Source organism: Streptomyces sp. NPDC024687 (assembly GCF_055559055.1).
Genome location: NZ_JBVHLJ010000015.1, coordinates 49530 through 65957, shown reverse-complemented (window position 1 = coordinate 65957; position 16428 = coordinate 49530). Strand labels below are relative to the sequence as shown.

Sequence of the window (16428 nt, the reverse complement as noted above, 5' to 3'; positions counted from 1 at the left end):
GTCCTTGCAGGGCCATGAGTAAGGGCGGCTGCCCCTGGGAGCAGGGACAGCCGCCCTTATGCCGGCCTGTGCCGGAGCTGGCTCGTCGTGGACGCGAGGTGTCAGCGATCTTCTTCTGAGACCGATGCGGGAACGGCCGTGAGCCGCTCCGTCTCGTCCTGTATCTCAGCGGCGATCTTCTTGAGTTCCGGCTCGAACTTGCGACCGTGGTGGGCGCAGAAGAGCAGCTCTCCACCGCTGAGCAGCACGACGCGCACGTACGCCTGGGCGCCGCAGCGGTCGCAGCGGTCAGCGGCCGTCAGCGGGCTCGCGGGGGTCAGAACAGTAGTCACGTCGCCTCTTCTCTAGCTCGACGAGCTGTCGTACCAGGGTCAACATCCAACCAGCCCCAAAACGTTCCCGCTCGGGGCTTCTCCCAGAGAGAAATTTTCCGGGCGGCTGGCTGCTGCCGGTTTGGCGGCGAATGTGCCGTATTGCGTATCTGTGTGTCTTACGGTTTCGCGCTGTCGGTCAAGGTCGGTCCTCCCGGCTGGATTGCCGGTTGTTCATGAGGACGTGCCCGGAGCCTAAATGGTTCATGCCTGTAAGGGAACGTGATATGTACTTCACCCCATCGAGGGATCGAACAGGTATGCGACCCTGGACTACTCTGTGTTTCCGCACGAGGGTGGCGTTACAACGGCTCTACCAGGCCTCGGTACCCTCATGGCGGCGACCGAAGCCGCGCCCTTACCCACAAGGGCCCACCTGAAATTCAGCGAGGAGCGAACCGCGTGACCGCCGAGACGTCCGTGCCGTCCACAGCTCTGCTGGCAGGAGCAGACCGGGACGGTTCCAACTACACCGCGCGGCACCTGCTCGTCCTCGAAGGGCTTGAGGCCGTACGCAAGCGCCCGGGTATGTACATCGGATCTACCGACAGCCGTGGCCTGATGCACTGTCTGTGGGAGATCATCGACAACTCCGTCGACGAGGCCCTGGGCGGGCACTGCGACCACATCGAGGTGATCCTCCACGACGACGCCTCGGTGGAGGTCCGGGACAACGGCCGGGGCATCCCGGTCGACATCGAGCCCAAGACGGGCCTGTCCGGCGTCGAGGTCGTCATGACCAAGCTGCACGCCGGCGGCAAGTTCGGCGGCGGCTCGTACGCCGCCTCCGGCGGACTGCACGGCGTGGGCGCCTCCGTGGTGAACGCCCTGTCCGCGCGGTTGGACGTCGAGGTGGACCGCGTCGGCAACACCCACGCGATCAGCTTCCGGCGCGGCGTGCCCGGTGCCTTTGCGGGGAACGGCCCCGATGGCAAGTTCGAGGCCGCGAGCGGCCTGCGCAAGGCCAAGAGGATTCCCAAGACCCGCACCGGCACGCGCGTGCGGTACTGGGCCGACCGGCAGATCTTCCTCAAGGACGCCAAGCTCTCCCTGGAGAACCTCCACGGGCGCGCTCGCCAGACCGCGTTCCTGGTGCCCGGCCTGACCATCGTCGTCCGCGACGAGTACGGCCTGGGCGAGGGCGGCAGCAAGGGCGAGGAGTCGTTCCGCTTCGATGGCGGCATCAGCGAGTTCTGCGAGTACCTGGCCACCGACAAGCCGGTCAACGACGTCCTCCGCTTCTCTGGGCAGGGCAGCTTCAAGGAGACTGTCCCGGTCCTGGACGAGCACGGCCAGATGACGCCCACCGAGGTCACCCGCGAACTCGGCGTGGACGTCGCGATGCGCTGGGGCACCGGCTACGACACGACCCTGAGGTCGTTCGTCAACATCATCGCCACCCCCAAGGGCGGCACCCATGTCGCCGGTTTCGAGCAGGCCGTCGCGAAGACGATGAACGAGGTGCTGCGCGCGAAGAAGATGCTGCGTGTCGCCGAGGACGACATCGTCAAGGACGACGCCCTCGAGGGCCTGACCGCGGTCGTCACCGTGCGCCTCGCCGAGCCCCAGTTCGAGGGACAGACCAAGGAGGTTCTCGGCACCTCGGCGGCCCGCCGCATCGTGAACACCGTGATCTCCAAGGAGCTCAAGGCGTTCCTGACGTCCACAAGGCGCGACGCCGCGGCCCAGGCGCGGGTCGTCATGGAGAAGGCGGTCGCCGCCGCACGCACGCGTATCGCGGCCCGCCAGCACAAGGACGCGCAGCGCCGCAAGACGGCTCTGGAATCGTCCTCGCTGCCCGCCAAGCTCGCCGACTGCCGAAGCGACGACGTCGACCGCAGCGAACTGTTCATCGTCGAGGGCGACTCCGCGCTCGGTACCGCGAAGCTCGCCCGGAATTCCGAGTTCCAGGCGCTGCTGCCCATCCGCGGCAAGATCCTCAACGTCCAGAAGTCGTCCGTCACCGACATGCTCAAGAACGTCGAGTGCGGTGCGATCATCCAGGTCATAGGAGCGGGGTCCGGCCGGACCTTCGACATCGACGCGGCCCGCTACGGCAAGATCATCATGATGACCGACGCCGATGTCGACGGCTCTCACATCCGGTGCCTGCTGCTGACGCTGTTCCAGCGTTACATGCGGCCCATGGTCGAGGCGGGCCGGGTGTTCGCCGCGGTACCGCCGCTGCACCGCATCGAGCTCGTTCAGCCGAAGAAGGGCCAGGACAAGTACGTCTACACGTACTCGGACCGTGAGCTACGCGAAAAGCTGCTGGAGTTCCAGAGCAAGGGCGTCCGGTACAAGGACTCCATCCAGCGGTACAAGGGTCTCGGCGAGATGGACGCCGACCAGTTGGCCGAGACGACGATGGACCCGCGGCACCGGACTCTGCGGCGGATCAACCTCGCCGATCTGGAGGCCGCGGAGCAGGTCTTCGATCTGTTGATGGGTAACGACGTGGCGCCGCGGAAGGAGTTCATCTCGGGCTCGGCGGCGACGCTGGACCGGTCGCGCATCGACGTGTAGCGCTGAGCCGGGACCGGTATGACGACCGGTCCCGGCCTCATGTTCGGACGGGTTGGTCCGCACCCGCGGCACAGCCCTATGGCCTTCATGGTCGGCCGAGGTGGGCGGGCAGCACGGTCGTCACCGCCGCCCGGCGCTCATGACGTCGCCGGCGATGACTGACCGTGGCTCGGTGGCTGACCCTGGCGCAGGCGGTCGACGGTGGCGGGCACGACGGGCTTCGGCGCGGCGGTTGTCCACCCGTGGGTGGAGAGCCCGACTGCCCGGGAATCCACCCGTGATCCACCCCAGCTCCGATCTCCCGACCTGCGGATTTCCGTAGCTTCGAAGGTGTCGGCGGCGTCCGCTGCCGAAAGACCCTTCCTCGCTCACGGAGGCTGTGATGTCCGGGCTCGTCGATGCGTTGCTGATCGTGGTTGCGGTGGTCGTCGTGATCGCCTGGCAGTTCCGGGCGACCCGGATCGACACCGGCCGACGCTGGTGGCTCCTGCCCGCCGTCCTGGCGGTCGTGACATTGCGCGAGCCGGGGCTGGCGGACGCTCATCACCGCACGGCATCCTTCACCCTGCTCATCGTCGAACTGTTCACCGGATTCGCCATCGGGACCGGCTGGGCCTGGACGAGCCGGATATGGACGAAGCCGAACGGCGAGGTGTGGAGCCGGAGCACCAAGGCGAGCGGGGCTGTCTGGGCTGTCGGCATCGCACTGCGCGTCGGCCTCTTCGCGCTGGGTGCGGCGATCGGTGTCCACCAGGACACCTCCGCGCTGCTGCTCGCCCTGGCGGCCACCCTGCTCGTGCGCTCCGGGATCCTCGTCCGGCGAGCGCACTCCCTGCGACCTGCCGCCGCACCCGACCCGGCGGCGTACGGTGAGCCCATGGTCCGGTCCACGGGGAAGGAACGCGTGTGACGGACAAGGCTTGGACCCGCTGGCCCTCCCGGGAGGCGCTCGGGCGTGAGGCGACCACGCGTCCTCGGCGTCTGCTCGGCTGGGTCACGCGGTTGCTGGTGCTCGTCATGCTCCTGTGGGGCGCTTTTCACAGCAGCCGTGTGCAGGGCTGGGGCGTGCTCGGAGCAGTGACGGGAATCCTCCTGTCCGCCGTCGTGGCCTGGGCCCTCTTCCGCACCACCCTGGCGCACCGGCTCTGGTCCTCCCTGGCGCTCTACAGCGTCCTCCTGACGATCGCGGTCGCCGCCCAGGCCGCCCACTTCGGGGTCGTCGCCCTCGTGCTGTGGTGCGGCTGCGCCATCACCGCTCTGGAACGGCTGCCCATCGCCGCCGCCCTGCCCGTGACCGTGGTCGCCCTCGCCCTCTACGCCGCCTTCAACGACGACGTGTGGCTGACCACCCTGGCCACGACCGCGGGGCTCGCCCTGGCCGGCTACGTCCTGCGCCTGGACGCCGAGGCCCGTGGCAACGCCCAGCGGCTGCTCACACAGGAGCGGGCCGCGCGGGCGGCCGAGGCGGAGTCGGCGGCACTCGCGGAGCGGGCCCGGATCGCTCGGGAGATCCACGACGTGCTGGCTCACAGTCTCTCGGCCCAGCTCGTGCATCTGGAGGCGGCCCGGTTGCTGATCGAGGGGGGTGCGGCCCGGGAGCAGATACTCGAACGGGTGGTGGCGGCCCGGGGCATGGCCCGCGACGGTCTCGCGGAGACGAGGCAGGCGCTGTCGGCTCTGCGGGGGGACATGACTCCGCTGGAGGAGTTCCTGAGCCAGCTCGTCGGGACGGCAGACGGCGCCGAGACCACCATCTCGGGTGAGCGCAGGCCGCTGCCGGCCGAGGCGTCGCAGGCCGTGCGCAGGGTCGCGCAGGAGGCCCTGACCAACGTCCGCAAGCATGCGCCCGGAGCCAAGGTCCGGATGCGGCTGGAGTACGGAGAGAAGCAGGTGACGTTGGTCGTACGGGACTCGGGTGGTTCGGCGGGCGAACTCACTACCACCGGAGGCGGGTACGGTCTGCTGGGGATGCGGGAGCGAGCCGAACTGCTGGGCGGTTCGCTGGACGCCGGGCCGGACGACGGAGGGTTCGTGGTGACGTTGAAGGTGCCGGTATGACCGTGGGGGCGGAGACGAAGTCCGCGCGGGTGGTGGTCGCGGACGACCAGACCGTGGTGCGCGAAGGCATCGTCATGCTGCTCGGTCTGCTGCCCGGTGTCGAGGTCGTGGGCGCGGCCGGGGACGGGGAGGAGGCAGTGGCGCTCGTCGCCGAACTCGCCCCGGACGTGGTGCTGATGGACCTGCGTATGCCCCGCTGCGACGGGGTGGAGGCGACCCGCAGGATCCGGGCCGAGTACCCGGGGACTCAAGTCGTGGTGCTGACGACGTTCGCGGACGACGAGTCGCTGTTTCCCGCGCTCAAGGCGGGGGCGCGCGGCTATCTCACCAAGGACGCGGGAGGTGACGAGATCGTGCGGGCCGTGCACAGCGTGCTCTCCGGGGACGCCGGACTGTCGCCGAGCATCCAGCGGCGGTTGCTGGAGCGGCTGTCGGACCCCGAGCCGCCGCAGCCGGCGCCCGGGGAGGTGCCCGACGGGCTCACCGCTCGTGAGGTCGAGGTGCTGGCGTTGATCGCCGAAGGGCTGACCAATCAGGAGATCGCCCGCGAACTGCATGTCTCCACAGCCACGGTGAAGACCCACATCAACAACCTCTTCGCCAAGACGGGCATCAAGGACCGTGCGCAGGCGGTGCGTTACGCGTACGCGAAGGGGCTTGTACGGCCACCGATGGGAGGAGTCACCTGATGGGGTGAAGAGCACCGGGAAGAAGAGTCGGGGATCTTCCCGTTCTGTCCATCCTTGGGCATGCAGTCAAGCAACGCTCGTCCCCGCGGAAGCGAGGGTGATGCCGAGAGTCCGGCCGAGAACCACGACGGCCACGATGTGACGCGTGCCGAAGCGTCCGCCGGGGTGCGGTACGACGATCCCTGGTACGACGAGCTCGCCTCCGGCTGGGGCGAGACGGGTGGTGACGGCACATCCGCGGCACCGGTCGTGACGGCACGCGCGGAGCGCGAGGACCGGGCCGCCGCGGCGGCCGACGTCTACCTCGAGGTGCAGCGCAGCGCGGCCTTCCAGGAGGTGCGCAGCAGGTACCGCAGGTTCGTGGTGCCGGCGGTACTCGGGTTCTTCGCCTGGTACGTGGCCTACGTCGTGACGGCGACGAGCGCGCCGGGACTGATGGCGCGACCGGTGACAGGCGCGGTGAACGTGGCGATGCTCGCGGGACTGGGGCAGTTCCTCACCACCTTCGTCCTCACCTGGGCCTACGCCCGGCATGCGCGGCTGCGCCGGGACCGGGCCGCCCTCGAACTGCGGTGGGACACGCAGGAACTGACGCGTACGGCCCGGGGCGGTGCGTCGTCGTGACGGTGAACCACCAGACTCTGGCGCTGTTGCTGTTCAGCGCGTTCGTCGCGGTCACGCTCGGGATCACGACGTGGGTGAGCCGCCACCGGCACGGTTCGGCGGAGGAGTTCTATGCGGGCGGGCGGTTGTTCTCGCCGATGGAGAATGGTTTTGCCATCGCGGGTGACTACATGTCGGCCGCGTCCTTCCTCGGTATCTCCGGGCTCATCGCGCTCTTCGGGTACGACGGCATGCTCTACTCGGTGGGCTTCCTCGTGGCCTGGCTGGTGGTGCTTTTCCTCGTCGCCGAACTGGTGCGCAACTGCGGGCGGTTCACGCTGGCCGACGTGGTCGCGGCGCGGATGAGCGAGCGGCCGGTGCGGATCGCGGCGGGAACTTCCTCGGTCACCGTGTCCGTTCTGTATCTGGTGGCCCAGATGGTGGGCGCGGGCAGCCTCGTCGCGTTGCTGCTCGGAGGCACCAGTGAGGCGGCCCAGTCCTGGACCGTCATCGCCGTCGGGGCGCTCATGGTGATCTATGTGTCCCTGGGCGGGATGCGCGCGACGACCTGGATCCAGATCGTCAAGGCGGTCCTGCTGCTCGGCGGGACCGTCGCGTTGACCGTGCTCGTGCTGGTGCGGTTCCACGGCGACGTCGACCAGTTGCTGCTCACGGCCGCGGAGCGCAGCGGCCACGGCCGGTCGTTCCTGGCACCTGGTCTGAAGTACGGCGGCGACTGGACCGCCCGCCTCGACTTCATCAGCCTGGGACTCGCCCTCGTGCTCGGCACGGCGGGGCTTCCGCACATCCTGTCCCGCTTCTACACCGTGCCCACGGCACGCGCCGCACGGCGTTCGGTGGTCTGGTCGATCGGGCTCATCGGCGGCTTCTACCTCATGACGATCGTCCTCGGGTTCGGCGCCGCGGCGATCGTGGGGCCCGAGACGGTCCGGGGATCGAACGCTGCGGGGAACACCGCCGTCCCCCTCCTGGCCCTCGACCTGGGCGGCGGTGCCGACTCCATGGGAGGAACGGTTCTGTTCGCGATCGTCGCCGCCGTAGCCTTCGCCACGATCCTCGCCGTGGTCGCCGGCATCACCCTCGCCTCCTCGGCCTCCGTCGCCCATGACCTGTACGCCTCACTACGGCGCCGACGGGCCAGGCCGCGCAGTGAGGTGGCCGTGGCCAGGACAGCCGCCGTCGGGATCGGCGTGATCGCGATCGCCCTCGGCCTGCTGGCCCGCGATCTCAACGTCGCCTTCCTGGTGGGCCTCGCCTTCGCCGTCGCCGCGTCCGCGAATCTGCCGGTGTTGCTCTACTCGCTGTTCTGGCGCGGCTTCACCACCCGGGGTGCCGTCTGGTCCGTCTACGGCGGACTGATCCCCGCCATGGCCCTGGTGCTGCTGTCGCCCGTGGTGTCCGGCAGCCCGGAGTCCCTCTTCCCGGGCGTCGACTTCCAGTACTTCCCGCTGCAGAACCCCGGTCTGGTCTCCATCCCGCTGGGCTTCGTCGCGGGCTGGCTCGGCACGGTCACCTCGGCGGAGGTCGCCGACGAGGCCAAGCACGCGGAGACCGAGGTGCGGTCACTCACGGGGGCGGGGGCAGTGTAGGGGCGGCGCCTGTGACCGGACGGTGCCCTCGTCGTCGTACCGCATCCGTCTTCGGCGTACCGCGTTCGCCGGCAGACCGTCTGGGCGTACGGCTATGGCGCCACCCACGCGTACCGGTGCTCCGGGCGCCCGGTGTCGCCGTATCTGAGGGACAGGCGGAGGCGGCCGGCCTGTTCGAGGTGGCGGAGGTAGCGCTGGGCGGTGGAGCGGCTCAGGCCCGTCTCGGCGGCGACCTCGTGCGCCGACAGCGGGTGGCCGGCGTGGTGCAGGACGCGGCAGATGAGGTCCGTGGTCGGCTCCGAGTGGCCGCTGGGCAGGCCGGGGGAGGCGGGAGCCGAGGTGGTGCGCAGGGCGCTGAAGATGCGGTCGACCTGTTCCTGACCGGCGATGCCGTGGCCGCCGACCCGGTCGACGGTGCGGCGCAGGGCGGCATAGGAGTCCAGCCGGGTGCGCAGCGCCGCGAAGGTGAAGGGCTTGACCAGGTAGTGGAGGGCGCCCAGGCGCATCGCCGTCTGGACGGTCGTCACGTCCCCGGCTGCCGTGATCATGATGACGTCCGTGCCGTGTCCCTGTTCCCGCATGCGGTGCACGAGTTCGAGGCCCGTCTGGTCGGGCAGGTAGTGGTCGAGCAGGACCAGGTCGATGGTCCCGCGCTGCACGCTGGCCAGCGCCTGAGCGGCGCTGTGGGCGCGGGCGGCCACCCGGAAGCCGGGAACCTTGCCCACGTACTTCGCGTTGATCTCGGCGACACGGAAGTCGTCGTCCACGACCAGGACGTCAATCATCGGGCCTCTTTCCCTCAAGGCCTGGCGGGCGTCACGCCCGTGTTTCGGCTCCGCTGTTGTAGCGCGCGCAAAACGAGCACAACAGGCCGTTGCAAGCAAAAGAACGGCATGTGCCCAGAAGACTGATGCCGTGGCACAGGCCACATCTACCGTCCCCGGCCATGAGCGCAGACACCAGCCCCGCCATCGAACTGCGGGGAGCGAGCAAGACATTCCGGACCCCGTCGGGGGGTCTGCACACGGCCGTCAGCGGACTTGATCTCGCGGTGGGCCGTGGGGAGTTCGTGGCGGTCGTCGGACCCACGGGCTGCGGCAAGTCGACCACATTGACCCTGGTCAGCGGGTTGGAGGAGCCCTCCGAGGGCGAGGTTCTGGTCGTCGGGGAGCCGGTCCGGGGGGTCGGGGACAAGGTGGGTTTCGTCTTCCAGCAGGACGCCACCTTCCCCTGGCGCACGGTCCTGTCCAACGTCATGGCCGGCCCGCGCTTCCGGGGCGTGCCCAAGGCGGAGGCCAGGGACAAGGCGCGGGAATGGCTGGCCCGGGTCGGGCTCACGGCCTTCGAGGACCGCTACCCCCATCAGCTCTCCGGAGGCCAGCGCAAGCGGGTCGCGCTCGCCGCGACCTTCGTCAACGACCCCGAGATCCTGCTGATGGACGAGCCGTTCTCCGCGCTCGACGTGCAGACCCGGGCCCTGATGTCCGACGAGCTCCTCGAACTGTGGGAGGGCACGGGCGCCTCCGTCGTCTTCGTCACCCACGACCTGGAGGAGTCCATCGCGCTGGCCGACAAGGTCGTCGTGATGACGGCCGGACCCGCCACCGTCAAGCAGGTCTTCGAGATCGACCTGCCACGGCCGCGCAAGGTCGAGTCGGTGCGCCTGGAGCCGCGGTTCATCGAGATCTACCGCGAGATCTGGCAGTCCCTCGGCGAAGAGGTCCGCATCACCCGGGAGAGGGGCGCAGCCCATGTCGCCTGAGGTTCTCAGCACACCGGTCGTGGACACGGCCACGCCCCCGCCGGATCGCGCGCACTCACGCGCGCGTGCCGCCCGCAGACGCCGCATCGTCGTCGCCGCGGCCCGCGTGCTGCTCCTGGTGGCCGTCCTCGGTCTGTGGGAAGTGCTCTCGCGGGCCGAGGTCATCGATCCCTTCAACTTCTCCATGCCCTCGAAGATCTGGGACCAGATCTGGACCTGGGTGACGCACGGGACCGCACTCGGTTCGCTGGGCGAGCAGGTCTGGTACACGCTGTACGAGGCACTGCTGGGCTGGGTCGTCGGCGTGGTGGCCGGTGTGGTCTTCGGTATTGCGTTGGGGCGGATCACTTTGCTCGCCGACGTCCTTGGTCCATACATCAAGGTGCTCAACTCGATACCGAGGATCGTCCTTGCACCCATCTTCGTGATCTGGTTCGGACTCGGACCGGCCTCCAAGGTGGCCTCGGCCGTGGTCCTGGTCTTCTTCCCGGTCTTCTTCAACGCCTTCCAGGGCGCCCGCGAGGTGGACCGCAACCTGGTGGCCAACGCCCGCATCCTGGGCGCGAGCGATCGCAGGGTGACGCTTCAGGTCGTCATCCCGTCCGCGACCTCGTGGATCTTCACCAGCCTGCACGTCAGCTTCGGCTTCGCCCTCATCGGCGCGATCGTCGGCGAGTACATCGGCGCGACCAAGGGCATCGGCCTGCTCGTCGCGCAGTCGCAGGGCACCTTCAACGCGGCCGGTGTGTACGCCGCGATGGTCATCCTCGCCGTCGTCGCCCTCCTCGCCGAAGGCCTGCTCACCTTCGCCGAGCGCCGCATCTTCCGCTGGAAGCCGACGAGTTCGGACAGCTGAGGCTGTCCACGGCAGCCGCCGCCTCCTTACTCCAGCAACCCCTCCGCATCGCCCCTCACAAGGACGTGAACTCCATGCGCAAGACCGCCAGATACACCTCCCTGGCCGCCGCCGGCCTGCTCGCCCTCACCTCGCTCACCGCCTGTGCCAACGACGCCGCCAGTACGGCCTCAGCCGACTCCGGCAGCAAGGGCGACGGCAAGGGGACCAAGGTCAAGATCATGGTCGGTGGCCTCGACAAGGTCATCTACCTGCCCGCGATGCTGACCCAGCGGCTCGGCTACTTCGACGCCGAGGGACTCGACGTGGAGCTGCTGAGCGAGCCCGCCGGTGTCCAGGCCGAGACCGCGCTCGTCTCCGGCCAGGTCCAGGGGGCCGTCGGCTTCTACGACCACACGCTCGACCTGCAGGTGAAGGGCAAGGACGTGGAGTCGGTCGTGCAGTTCTCGCACGCGCCCGGCGAGGTGGAGATCGTCTCAAACAAGGCGGCCGGTGACATCACTTCGCCCAAGGACTTCAAGGGCAAGAAGCTCGGCGTCACGGGCCTCGGCTCCTCGACGGACTTCCTCACCAAGTACCTCGCGGTCAAGAACGGCGTGAAGGTCAGCGACTTCACCCCGGTCGCCGTCGGTGCGGGACCGACGTTCATCTCGGCGCTCCAGCAGGGCTCGATCGACGGTGGCATGACGACCGACCCGACCGTCGCGACGATCCTGGACAAGAAGGCCGGCAAGGTCCTCCTGGACATGCGCACGCCCCAGGGCTCGGACGAGGCCCTCGGCGGGCCGTATCCGTCGTCAAGCCTGTACATGCAGACGGACTGGGTCAACGGTCACAAGGACACCGTCCAGAAGTTGGCCAATGCATTCGTCAAGACGCTCAAGTGGATGTCCACCCACAGCGCCACCCAGATCGCTGACAAGATGCCCGCCGACTACTCGCAGGGCAACAAGCTGCTGTACGCGGTGGCCATCAAGAACACACTGCCGATGTTCACCGACGACGGCGTGATGCCCAAGGACGGTCCCGAGACCGTCGAGAAGGTCCTCAAGGCGTTCAACCCCAACATCCAGAACGCCGACGTCGACCTCGACAAAACGTACACGACGGAGTTCGTCGACAAGGCCGCGCAGAACGCCGGCTGAGCCTCCTCACGCGCGGGTCGCCCACACGTAACGGTGTTCCGGGCGGCCCGCGTCGCCGTACTTGAGGGTGAGTCTGGCCCGCCCCGTGCGCTCCAGGAGCTTCAGGTAGCGCTGGGCGGTCTGCCGGCTCACCCCTGTCCGGTCGGCGATCTCCTGCGCCGACAAAGGCCCTTCGGCGTTCATCAGTGACCTTCGGACGAGCTCCACCGTGGTCGGGGAGTGCCCCTTGGGCAGATCGGGCTCAGCCGGCGAGGACAGGGCACCGAAGATGCGGTCGACCTCCGCCTGTTCCGCCTCGCCGCCGCCGTCCAGGGTGCGCCGCAGCTCGGCGTACGCCTCCAGCCTGGCCCTGAGGCCCGCGAAGGCGAACGGCTTGACCAGGTACTGCAGCGCGCCATGGCGCATCGCCGCCTGCACGGTCGTCACGTCCCGCGCCGCCGTCACCATGATCACGTCGGTCTGGTGGCCGCGCCGGCGCATCTCCTGGACGACCGCCAGACCCGTCTCGTCGGGCAGGTAGTGGTCCATGAGGACCAGGTCGACGTGGGAGAGGCTCTCCAGCTGACGCAGCGCGTCCGCGGCGCTGTGCGCCTCGCCGGCCACGTGGAAGCCGGGGACCTTCTCGACGTAGGCAGCGTTGACGCGCGCCACGCGGGTGTCGTCGTCCACGACCAGGACCTCGATCATCGCGACTCCTCCTCGACGGCGGTCTGCCGGGTGGGCGGCGCGGTGAGCGCCGGTTGCGGCTCGGCCAGTGCGTCCGGCAGGACGACGGTGAACTCCGCGCCTCCGCCGCCGGCCTCGCCGACGGTGGCGCTGCCGCCCTGACGTTCGGCGAGCTTGCGCACGAGGGAGAGCCCGAGGCCGCGTCCCCGGTGCGCGGGCGGCTCCTTGGTCGACCAGCCCTCCGTGAAGACCAGTTCCCGTTGCTCGACCGGGATTCCGGGCCCGGTGTCCCGCACCCTGAGGACGGCGGTACGGCCCTCCGTGCGCAGCTCGACCTCCACGCGCGCGTGCGGTGCTCCGGCGACGGCGTCCAGGGCGTTGTCCACGAGGTTGCCGACGATCGTGACCAGCCCGCTCGGATCGACCAGCCGGTCCGGCAGCCGGGTCCCGTCGGAGACCCACAGGGCGACCCCGCGCTCGGCGGCGACGGTCGCCTTGCCCACCAGCAGCGCGGCGAGCAGCGGGTCCTCGATCTTCTCGGTGACCTGCTCCGCGGTGGCCCGGTGGTCGCCGACGACCTCCCCGACGAACTCCACGGCGTCGTCGTACATCTCCAGCTCCAGAAACCCCAGGAGCGTGTGCATCCGGTTGGCGTGCTCGTGGTCCTGGGCGCGCAGGGCGTCGATGAGGCCGTGGGTCGAGTCGAGCTCCCGGCCGAGCTGCTCCAGCTCGGTGCGGTCGCGCAGGGTGGCCACCGCGCCGCCGTCGTCGGTGGGCATGCGGTTGGCGACCAGCACCCGCTGGCCGCGCACGGTGACCAGATCGGTGCCCGTCACGCGTCCGGCCAGGACGTCGGCCGTACGACCGTCACCGAGCGCCTCGTCGGGGGAGCGCCCCACGGCCTCGTCGCCGATGCCCAGCAGACGCCTGGCCTCGTCGTTGAGCAGGCGGATGCGTCCGGCGCTGTCCAGGGCGACGACGCCCTCCCGGATACCGTGCAGCATGGCCTCGCGCTCCGCGAGGAGCGCGGAGATGTCGGAGAAGGCCAGGTCGCGGGTCTGTCGCTGGACTCTGCGGGAGATGAGCCAGGCCGCCAGCGCGCCCACGGCGAGAGCCCCGCCGGCGTAGGCGAACAGTCCCGGGATCGCGTGGATCAGCCGGGCGCGCACGCTGTCGTAGGCGATGCCCACCGAGACGGCCCCCACGATGTGGTGCCCGCTGTCGTAGAGCGGCACCTTGCCGCGGGCGGTACGGCCCAGGGTGCCGCTGTCGATCTGCATGATCTCCTTGCCGGCCAGGGCCTGGCCCGGGTCGGTCGAGACGATCCTGCCCACCTCGCTGCGGGTGGGGTGCGACCAGCGGACGCCTCGCCAGTCCATGACCACGACGTACTCGGCCCCGGTTGCCTTGCGGACCCGCTCGGCCTCCCGCTGGACGGGGCCGTCGGGCAGCGGGGGCGTGTCCTTGACCTGCTCGGGGATCTGCGACTCCGCGGCGATGGTCTGGGCGATGGCCAGCGCCCGGCGCATCGCCTGGTCGTCCAGCTGGTTGCTCAACGGCGCGAGGAACAGACCGGTCGCGAGCACCGCTACTCCCGCGGCGATCGCCAACTGCATGAGGAGGACCTGCGAGAACACCCGGCGGGGCAGGCCGAGGCGCAGGCGACGGGCACGGGGAGTGCGGCTCATACCCCTGACGGTACGGGGAGGCACCGGATCCACCGAAGGGGGTGTGGCATGGATCTCTTGATCAATACGTTGACGGGCCAGCAGGCCCGGTCAGCACGCCAGCGCTGTCGATGTCCTCAACTCACGCACCGCCACCACGTCCATCCGCGCGGGTGAGCCGAGCACCGACGCCCCGCAGCTCTCCGGGCGGGGCGGCAGAGAGGCGCTCTGGGCCACGAGGACGCGCCAATGGCGGCCGTCGGCGTGTGCGACGGTCACCTCCCAGCGCGGGGCCGCGCAGTCCGTGCGTACGACGGTCAGGGCCTCGGCCGCGTATTCACGCACTGCCGTGCGGACGGCCAGCTCGGCAGCCTGGCCGGGACGCTCCCAGGCGGAGTTGCCGCGACACCCCTCGACCACGATCCGGCCCTCCTGGACGCTCTGGAGGACTTCCCTGACGGCATGGGCCTCGGCACGGCCGTAGGCGTAGCCGTACGGCAGGACGAGCAGCGTCGGGGAGAAGCGGTGACCACCCAGATGGGTGACCTCCCAGACGCCGTCGACGCCCGAGGCGGCCAGGTCCGCGGCGAGCGGACGGCCGAGGAGCGCGCAGCAGCGGTCCCGCTTGCCGTTGGTGCAGACGAGTGCGAGCGGATCGCCGGTGTGGGGTCGGCCCCCGAGCGTCGCGTCGAAGCTGTCGTGGTCACCTCTGCCGAGTGCGGCGAAGTCCAGACCGAGCAGGTCCCACGGCTCGCGGGTGGTCGCACTGCGCAGCCACACGTTGCCGGGCACGGTGTGGGCGGCGTACACCTGCCGGGTGGTGGCTGCTCCGCTGTCGGCGTGCCGTCCCGGGCGGCGGATGAGCGCGATGCGCACGCCCGTGCCCTTCGCCGCTGCCTCAAGGGCGCGGCCCAGCGCGGGGTCCAGGTGGCTCGACGTGAGCGCCTTGGCGCCCCAGGGACCCGACTGCTCCAGCAGCAGCCAGGTCCGCGCGGTGGCCGCGGTTCCGGAAACGGGCTCGTCGAGGTCGTGCGAGACCGTTGAGCAGGTACTCACAGAGGTGAGCCTAACCTGACTTGACGCGCGGCGACTTCCGGCCGGGCCTGTGTCAGGGCTCCGGCAGCGGCTGGGGCGGCTTCGGGCCCACATAGGTGCCGCTCGGGCGCATCCGCAGCGGGCGTTCCCCGTACTCCTCCAGCGCGTGCGCGATCCAGCCCGCCGTACGGGCGACGGCGAAGACCGTCTCGCCGGCCGAGGCCGGCATCCCGGAGGAGGCGGTGAGCACGGCCAGGGCCAGGTCGACGTTGGCGTGCAGGGGGGCGTGGCGGGCGGTGGTGGCCACGATGTCGCGGGCCGCGAGGAGGGCGGGCTCGGCGCGCGGGATCTCCTCCAGGAGGGTGAACAGGGCACGCGCGCGTGGGTCCTCGCCCGGATAGAGCCGGTGACCGAGGCCCGGGATGCGACGGCCGGCCCGCAGCTCCTCCGAGATCACGGGGGCCGCGTCGCCGCGGTCGAGCACGTCGAGCAGCAGCTTGTGGGCGAGCCCGCTGGCCGCGCCGTGCAAGGGGCCCTCCAGGACGCCGAGTCCGGCGGACACGGCCGCGTACGCGTGCGCGTGCGCCGATGCGGCGACACGCACCGCGAGGGTCGAGGCGGCGAGGTCGTGGTCGACGAGAAGGCCCAGTGCGGTGTCCAGGGCGCGCAGGGACGCCTCGTCGGGCTTGCGTCCGCTGAGCCGCGTCCACAGCCGGGAGGCCAGCCGGCCGTCGTCACGGCGCCGGTCGTGGAGCACGGGTGGCAGCGCGGCGACAAGGGTGGGGATCAGGGTCCGGGCGCTCCCGAGCACGGCCTCCTCGGACAGGTCGAAACGCAGTGGGTCGGCCGCCGCGGCGGCGATCGCGGCGACGCGCAACCGGTCTGTGGGGCCGGTGTGTTCGGGCAGCGCGTCCACCGCGCGGCGGGCCGTGTCGACCGTGGCGTCGGGCGCGGTGAAGGTGACGCCAGGCTGCATACGTCCCGTCCAGAGCCACTCCGCGATCTCTTCGTAGGAGTGGCGCGCGGCGAGTTCGGTCGCGTCGACGCCCCGGAAGTAGTAGCGGTCCCGGTCGATGAACGTGATGCGGGTCCGTACGGACAGTTCACCGCCGGAGCCCGGACTCCCGCCGCCCTCCCGGCGGTTGCGCCGGGCGAGGGCCTCCACCTCCTTGGCGTCGAAGGTGCTGCCCCGCCCGCCGGGAACGCGTCGGCTGCTGAGCTGGCCGCGGCTCACGTAGGCGTAGACGGTCTCGGGCTTCACGCCCAGCAGTTCGGCGGCCTCCTTCGTGCTGAGCCGGTGGTCGGCGGGGCCGGGGAGGGGGGTTTGGTCGCGCATAAGAGGTCACCGTATCCGCAGCCGGGTGGGTTGATTAGGGCATGTTGATTCAATCAATATTGACAGAGAATGAGTCAACCATGGACAGTCGAATCAAGTCCAGG

15 protein-coding genes are annotated in these 16428 nt (G+C 69.9%); 9 read left to right on the top strand and 6 right to left on the bottom strand.

Going from position 1 to position 16428, the window contains the following annotated elements:
• Window positions 1-101: 101 nt before the first annotated feature.
• Window positions 102-332, bottom strand: a complete 231-nt coding sequence (locus tag ACZ39I_RS38735; protein WP_352382324.1) for a DUF7455 domain-containing protein — start codon at window positions 330-332, stop codon at window positions 102-104.
• Window positions 333-773: 441 nt separating this feature from the next.
• On the opposite strand from ACZ39I_RS38735, the gene ACZ39I_RS38730 reads away from it, so the two are divergent.
• From ACZ39I_RS38730 to ACZ39I_RS38705, 6 genes are all read left to right on the top strand, one after another.
• Window positions 774-2897 carry a DNA gyrase/topoisomerase IV subunit B gene (locus ACZ39I_RS38730; RefSeq protein ID WP_467249995.1) on the top strand — a complete coding sequence of 708 codons (2124 nt, stop codon included), beginning with the start codon at window positions 774-776 and terminating at the stop codon, window positions 2895-2897.
• A 382-nt stretch (window positions 2898-3279) separates the two neighbouring features.
• Window positions 3280-3807: a DUF1453 domain-containing protein gene (locus ACZ39I_RS38725; RefSeq protein ID WP_467249993.1), complete on the top strand. Its 528-nt coding sequence runs from the start codon at window positions 3280-3282 to the stop codon at window positions 3805-3807.
• A complete protein-coding gene (locus ACZ39I_RS38720) occupies window positions 3804-4955 on the top strand; it encodes a sensor histidine kinase (protein ID WP_467249991.1) in 1152 nt (383 codons plus the stop codon). Before ACZ39I_RS38725 ends, ACZ39I_RS38720 begins: the two co-directional genes overlap by 4 nt.
• Entirely contained in the window at window positions 4952-5644 is a 693-nt protein-coding gene (locus tag ACZ39I_RS38715) for a response regulator transcription factor (RefSeq protein WP_451475082.1), read from the top strand. The genes ACZ39I_RS38720 and ACZ39I_RS38715 overlap by 4 nt, the downstream gene beginning before the upstream one ends.
• A 60-nt stretch (window positions 5645-5704) precedes the next feature.
• Complete coding sequence (locus ACZ39I_RS38710) at window positions 5705-6268, top strand: DUF485 domain-containing protein (protein ID WP_467249989.1); 564 nt, start codon at window positions 5705-5707, stop codon at window positions 6266-6268.
• Window positions 6265-7857 carry a solute symporter family protein gene (locus ACZ39I_RS38705; RefSeq protein ID WP_467249987.1) on the top strand — a complete coding sequence of 531 codons (1593 nt, stop codon included), beginning with the start codon at window positions 6265-6267 and terminating at the stop codon, window positions 7855-7857. Before ACZ39I_RS38710 ends, ACZ39I_RS38705 begins: the two co-directional genes overlap by 4 nt.
• 92 nt (window positions 7858-7949) lie before the next feature.
• On the opposite strand, the gene ACZ39I_RS38700 is transcribed toward ACZ39I_RS38705, so the two are convergent.
• Window positions 7950-8642 carry a response regulator gene (locus ACZ39I_RS38700; RefSeq protein ID WP_403668994.1) on the bottom strand — a complete coding sequence of 231 codons (693 nt, stop codon included), beginning with the start codon at window positions 8640-8642 and terminating at the stop codon, window positions 7950-7952.
• A gap of 161 nt (window positions 8643-8803) precedes the next feature.
• On the opposite strand from ACZ39I_RS38700, the gene ACZ39I_RS38695 reads away from it, so the two are divergent.
• From ACZ39I_RS38695 to ACZ39I_RS38685, 3 genes are all read left to right on the top strand, one after another.
• Window positions 8804-9619: an ABC transporter ATP-binding protein gene (locus ACZ39I_RS38695; RefSeq protein WP_467249984.1), complete on the top strand. Its 816-nt coding sequence runs from the start codon at window positions 8804-8806 to the stop codon at window positions 9617-9619.
• Window positions 9609-10475: an ABC transporter permease gene (locus ACZ39I_RS38690; protein ID WP_393603813.1), complete on the top strand. Its 867-nt coding sequence runs from the start codon at window positions 9609-9611 to the stop codon at window positions 10473-10475. Before ACZ39I_RS38695 ends, ACZ39I_RS38690 begins: the two co-directional genes overlap by 11 nt.
• A 74-nt stretch (window positions 10476-10549) precedes the next feature.
• Window positions 10550-11620, top strand: coding sequence for an ABC transporter substrate-binding protein (locus tag ACZ39I_RS38685; protein ID WP_467249982.1), 1071 nt, complete (start codon window positions 10550-10552; stop codon window positions 11618-11620).
• Window positions 11621-11626: 6 nt separating this feature from the next.
• Here ACZ39I_RS38685 and ACZ39I_RS38680 read toward each other — a convergent pair whose 3' ends face one another.
• From ACZ39I_RS38680 to ACZ39I_RS38665, 4 genes are all read right to left on the bottom strand, one after another.
• Window positions 11627-12307 (bottom strand): response regulator, encoded by a 681-nt coding sequence (locus ACZ39I_RS38680; RefSeq protein WP_403668982.1) that lies wholly within the window; start codon window positions 12305-12307, stop codon window positions 11627-11629.
• Window positions 12304-13974 (bottom strand): ATP-binding protein, encoded by a 1671-nt coding sequence (locus tag ACZ39I_RS38675; RefSeq protein ID WP_467249980.1) that lies wholly within the window; start codon window positions 13972-13974, stop codon window positions 12304-12306. Before ACZ39I_RS38675 ends, ACZ39I_RS38680 begins: the two co-directional genes overlap by 4 nt.
• Window positions 13975-14064: 90 nt before the next feature.
• Window positions 14065-15009 (bottom strand): sucrase ferredoxin, encoded by a 945-nt coding sequence (locus tag ACZ39I_RS38670; protein ID WP_467249978.1) that lies wholly within the window; start codon window positions 15007-15009, stop codon window positions 14065-14067.
• A 52-nt stretch (window positions 15010-15061) separates the two neighbouring features.
• The gene (locus ACZ39I_RS38665) at window positions 15062-16324 is read right to left on the bottom strand and encodes a citrate synthase (protein WP_467249977.1); all 1263 of its coding nucleotides are present in this window, start codon (window positions 16322-16324) and stop codon (window positions 15062-15064) included.
• Window positions 16325-16428: the final 104 nt, after the last annotated feature.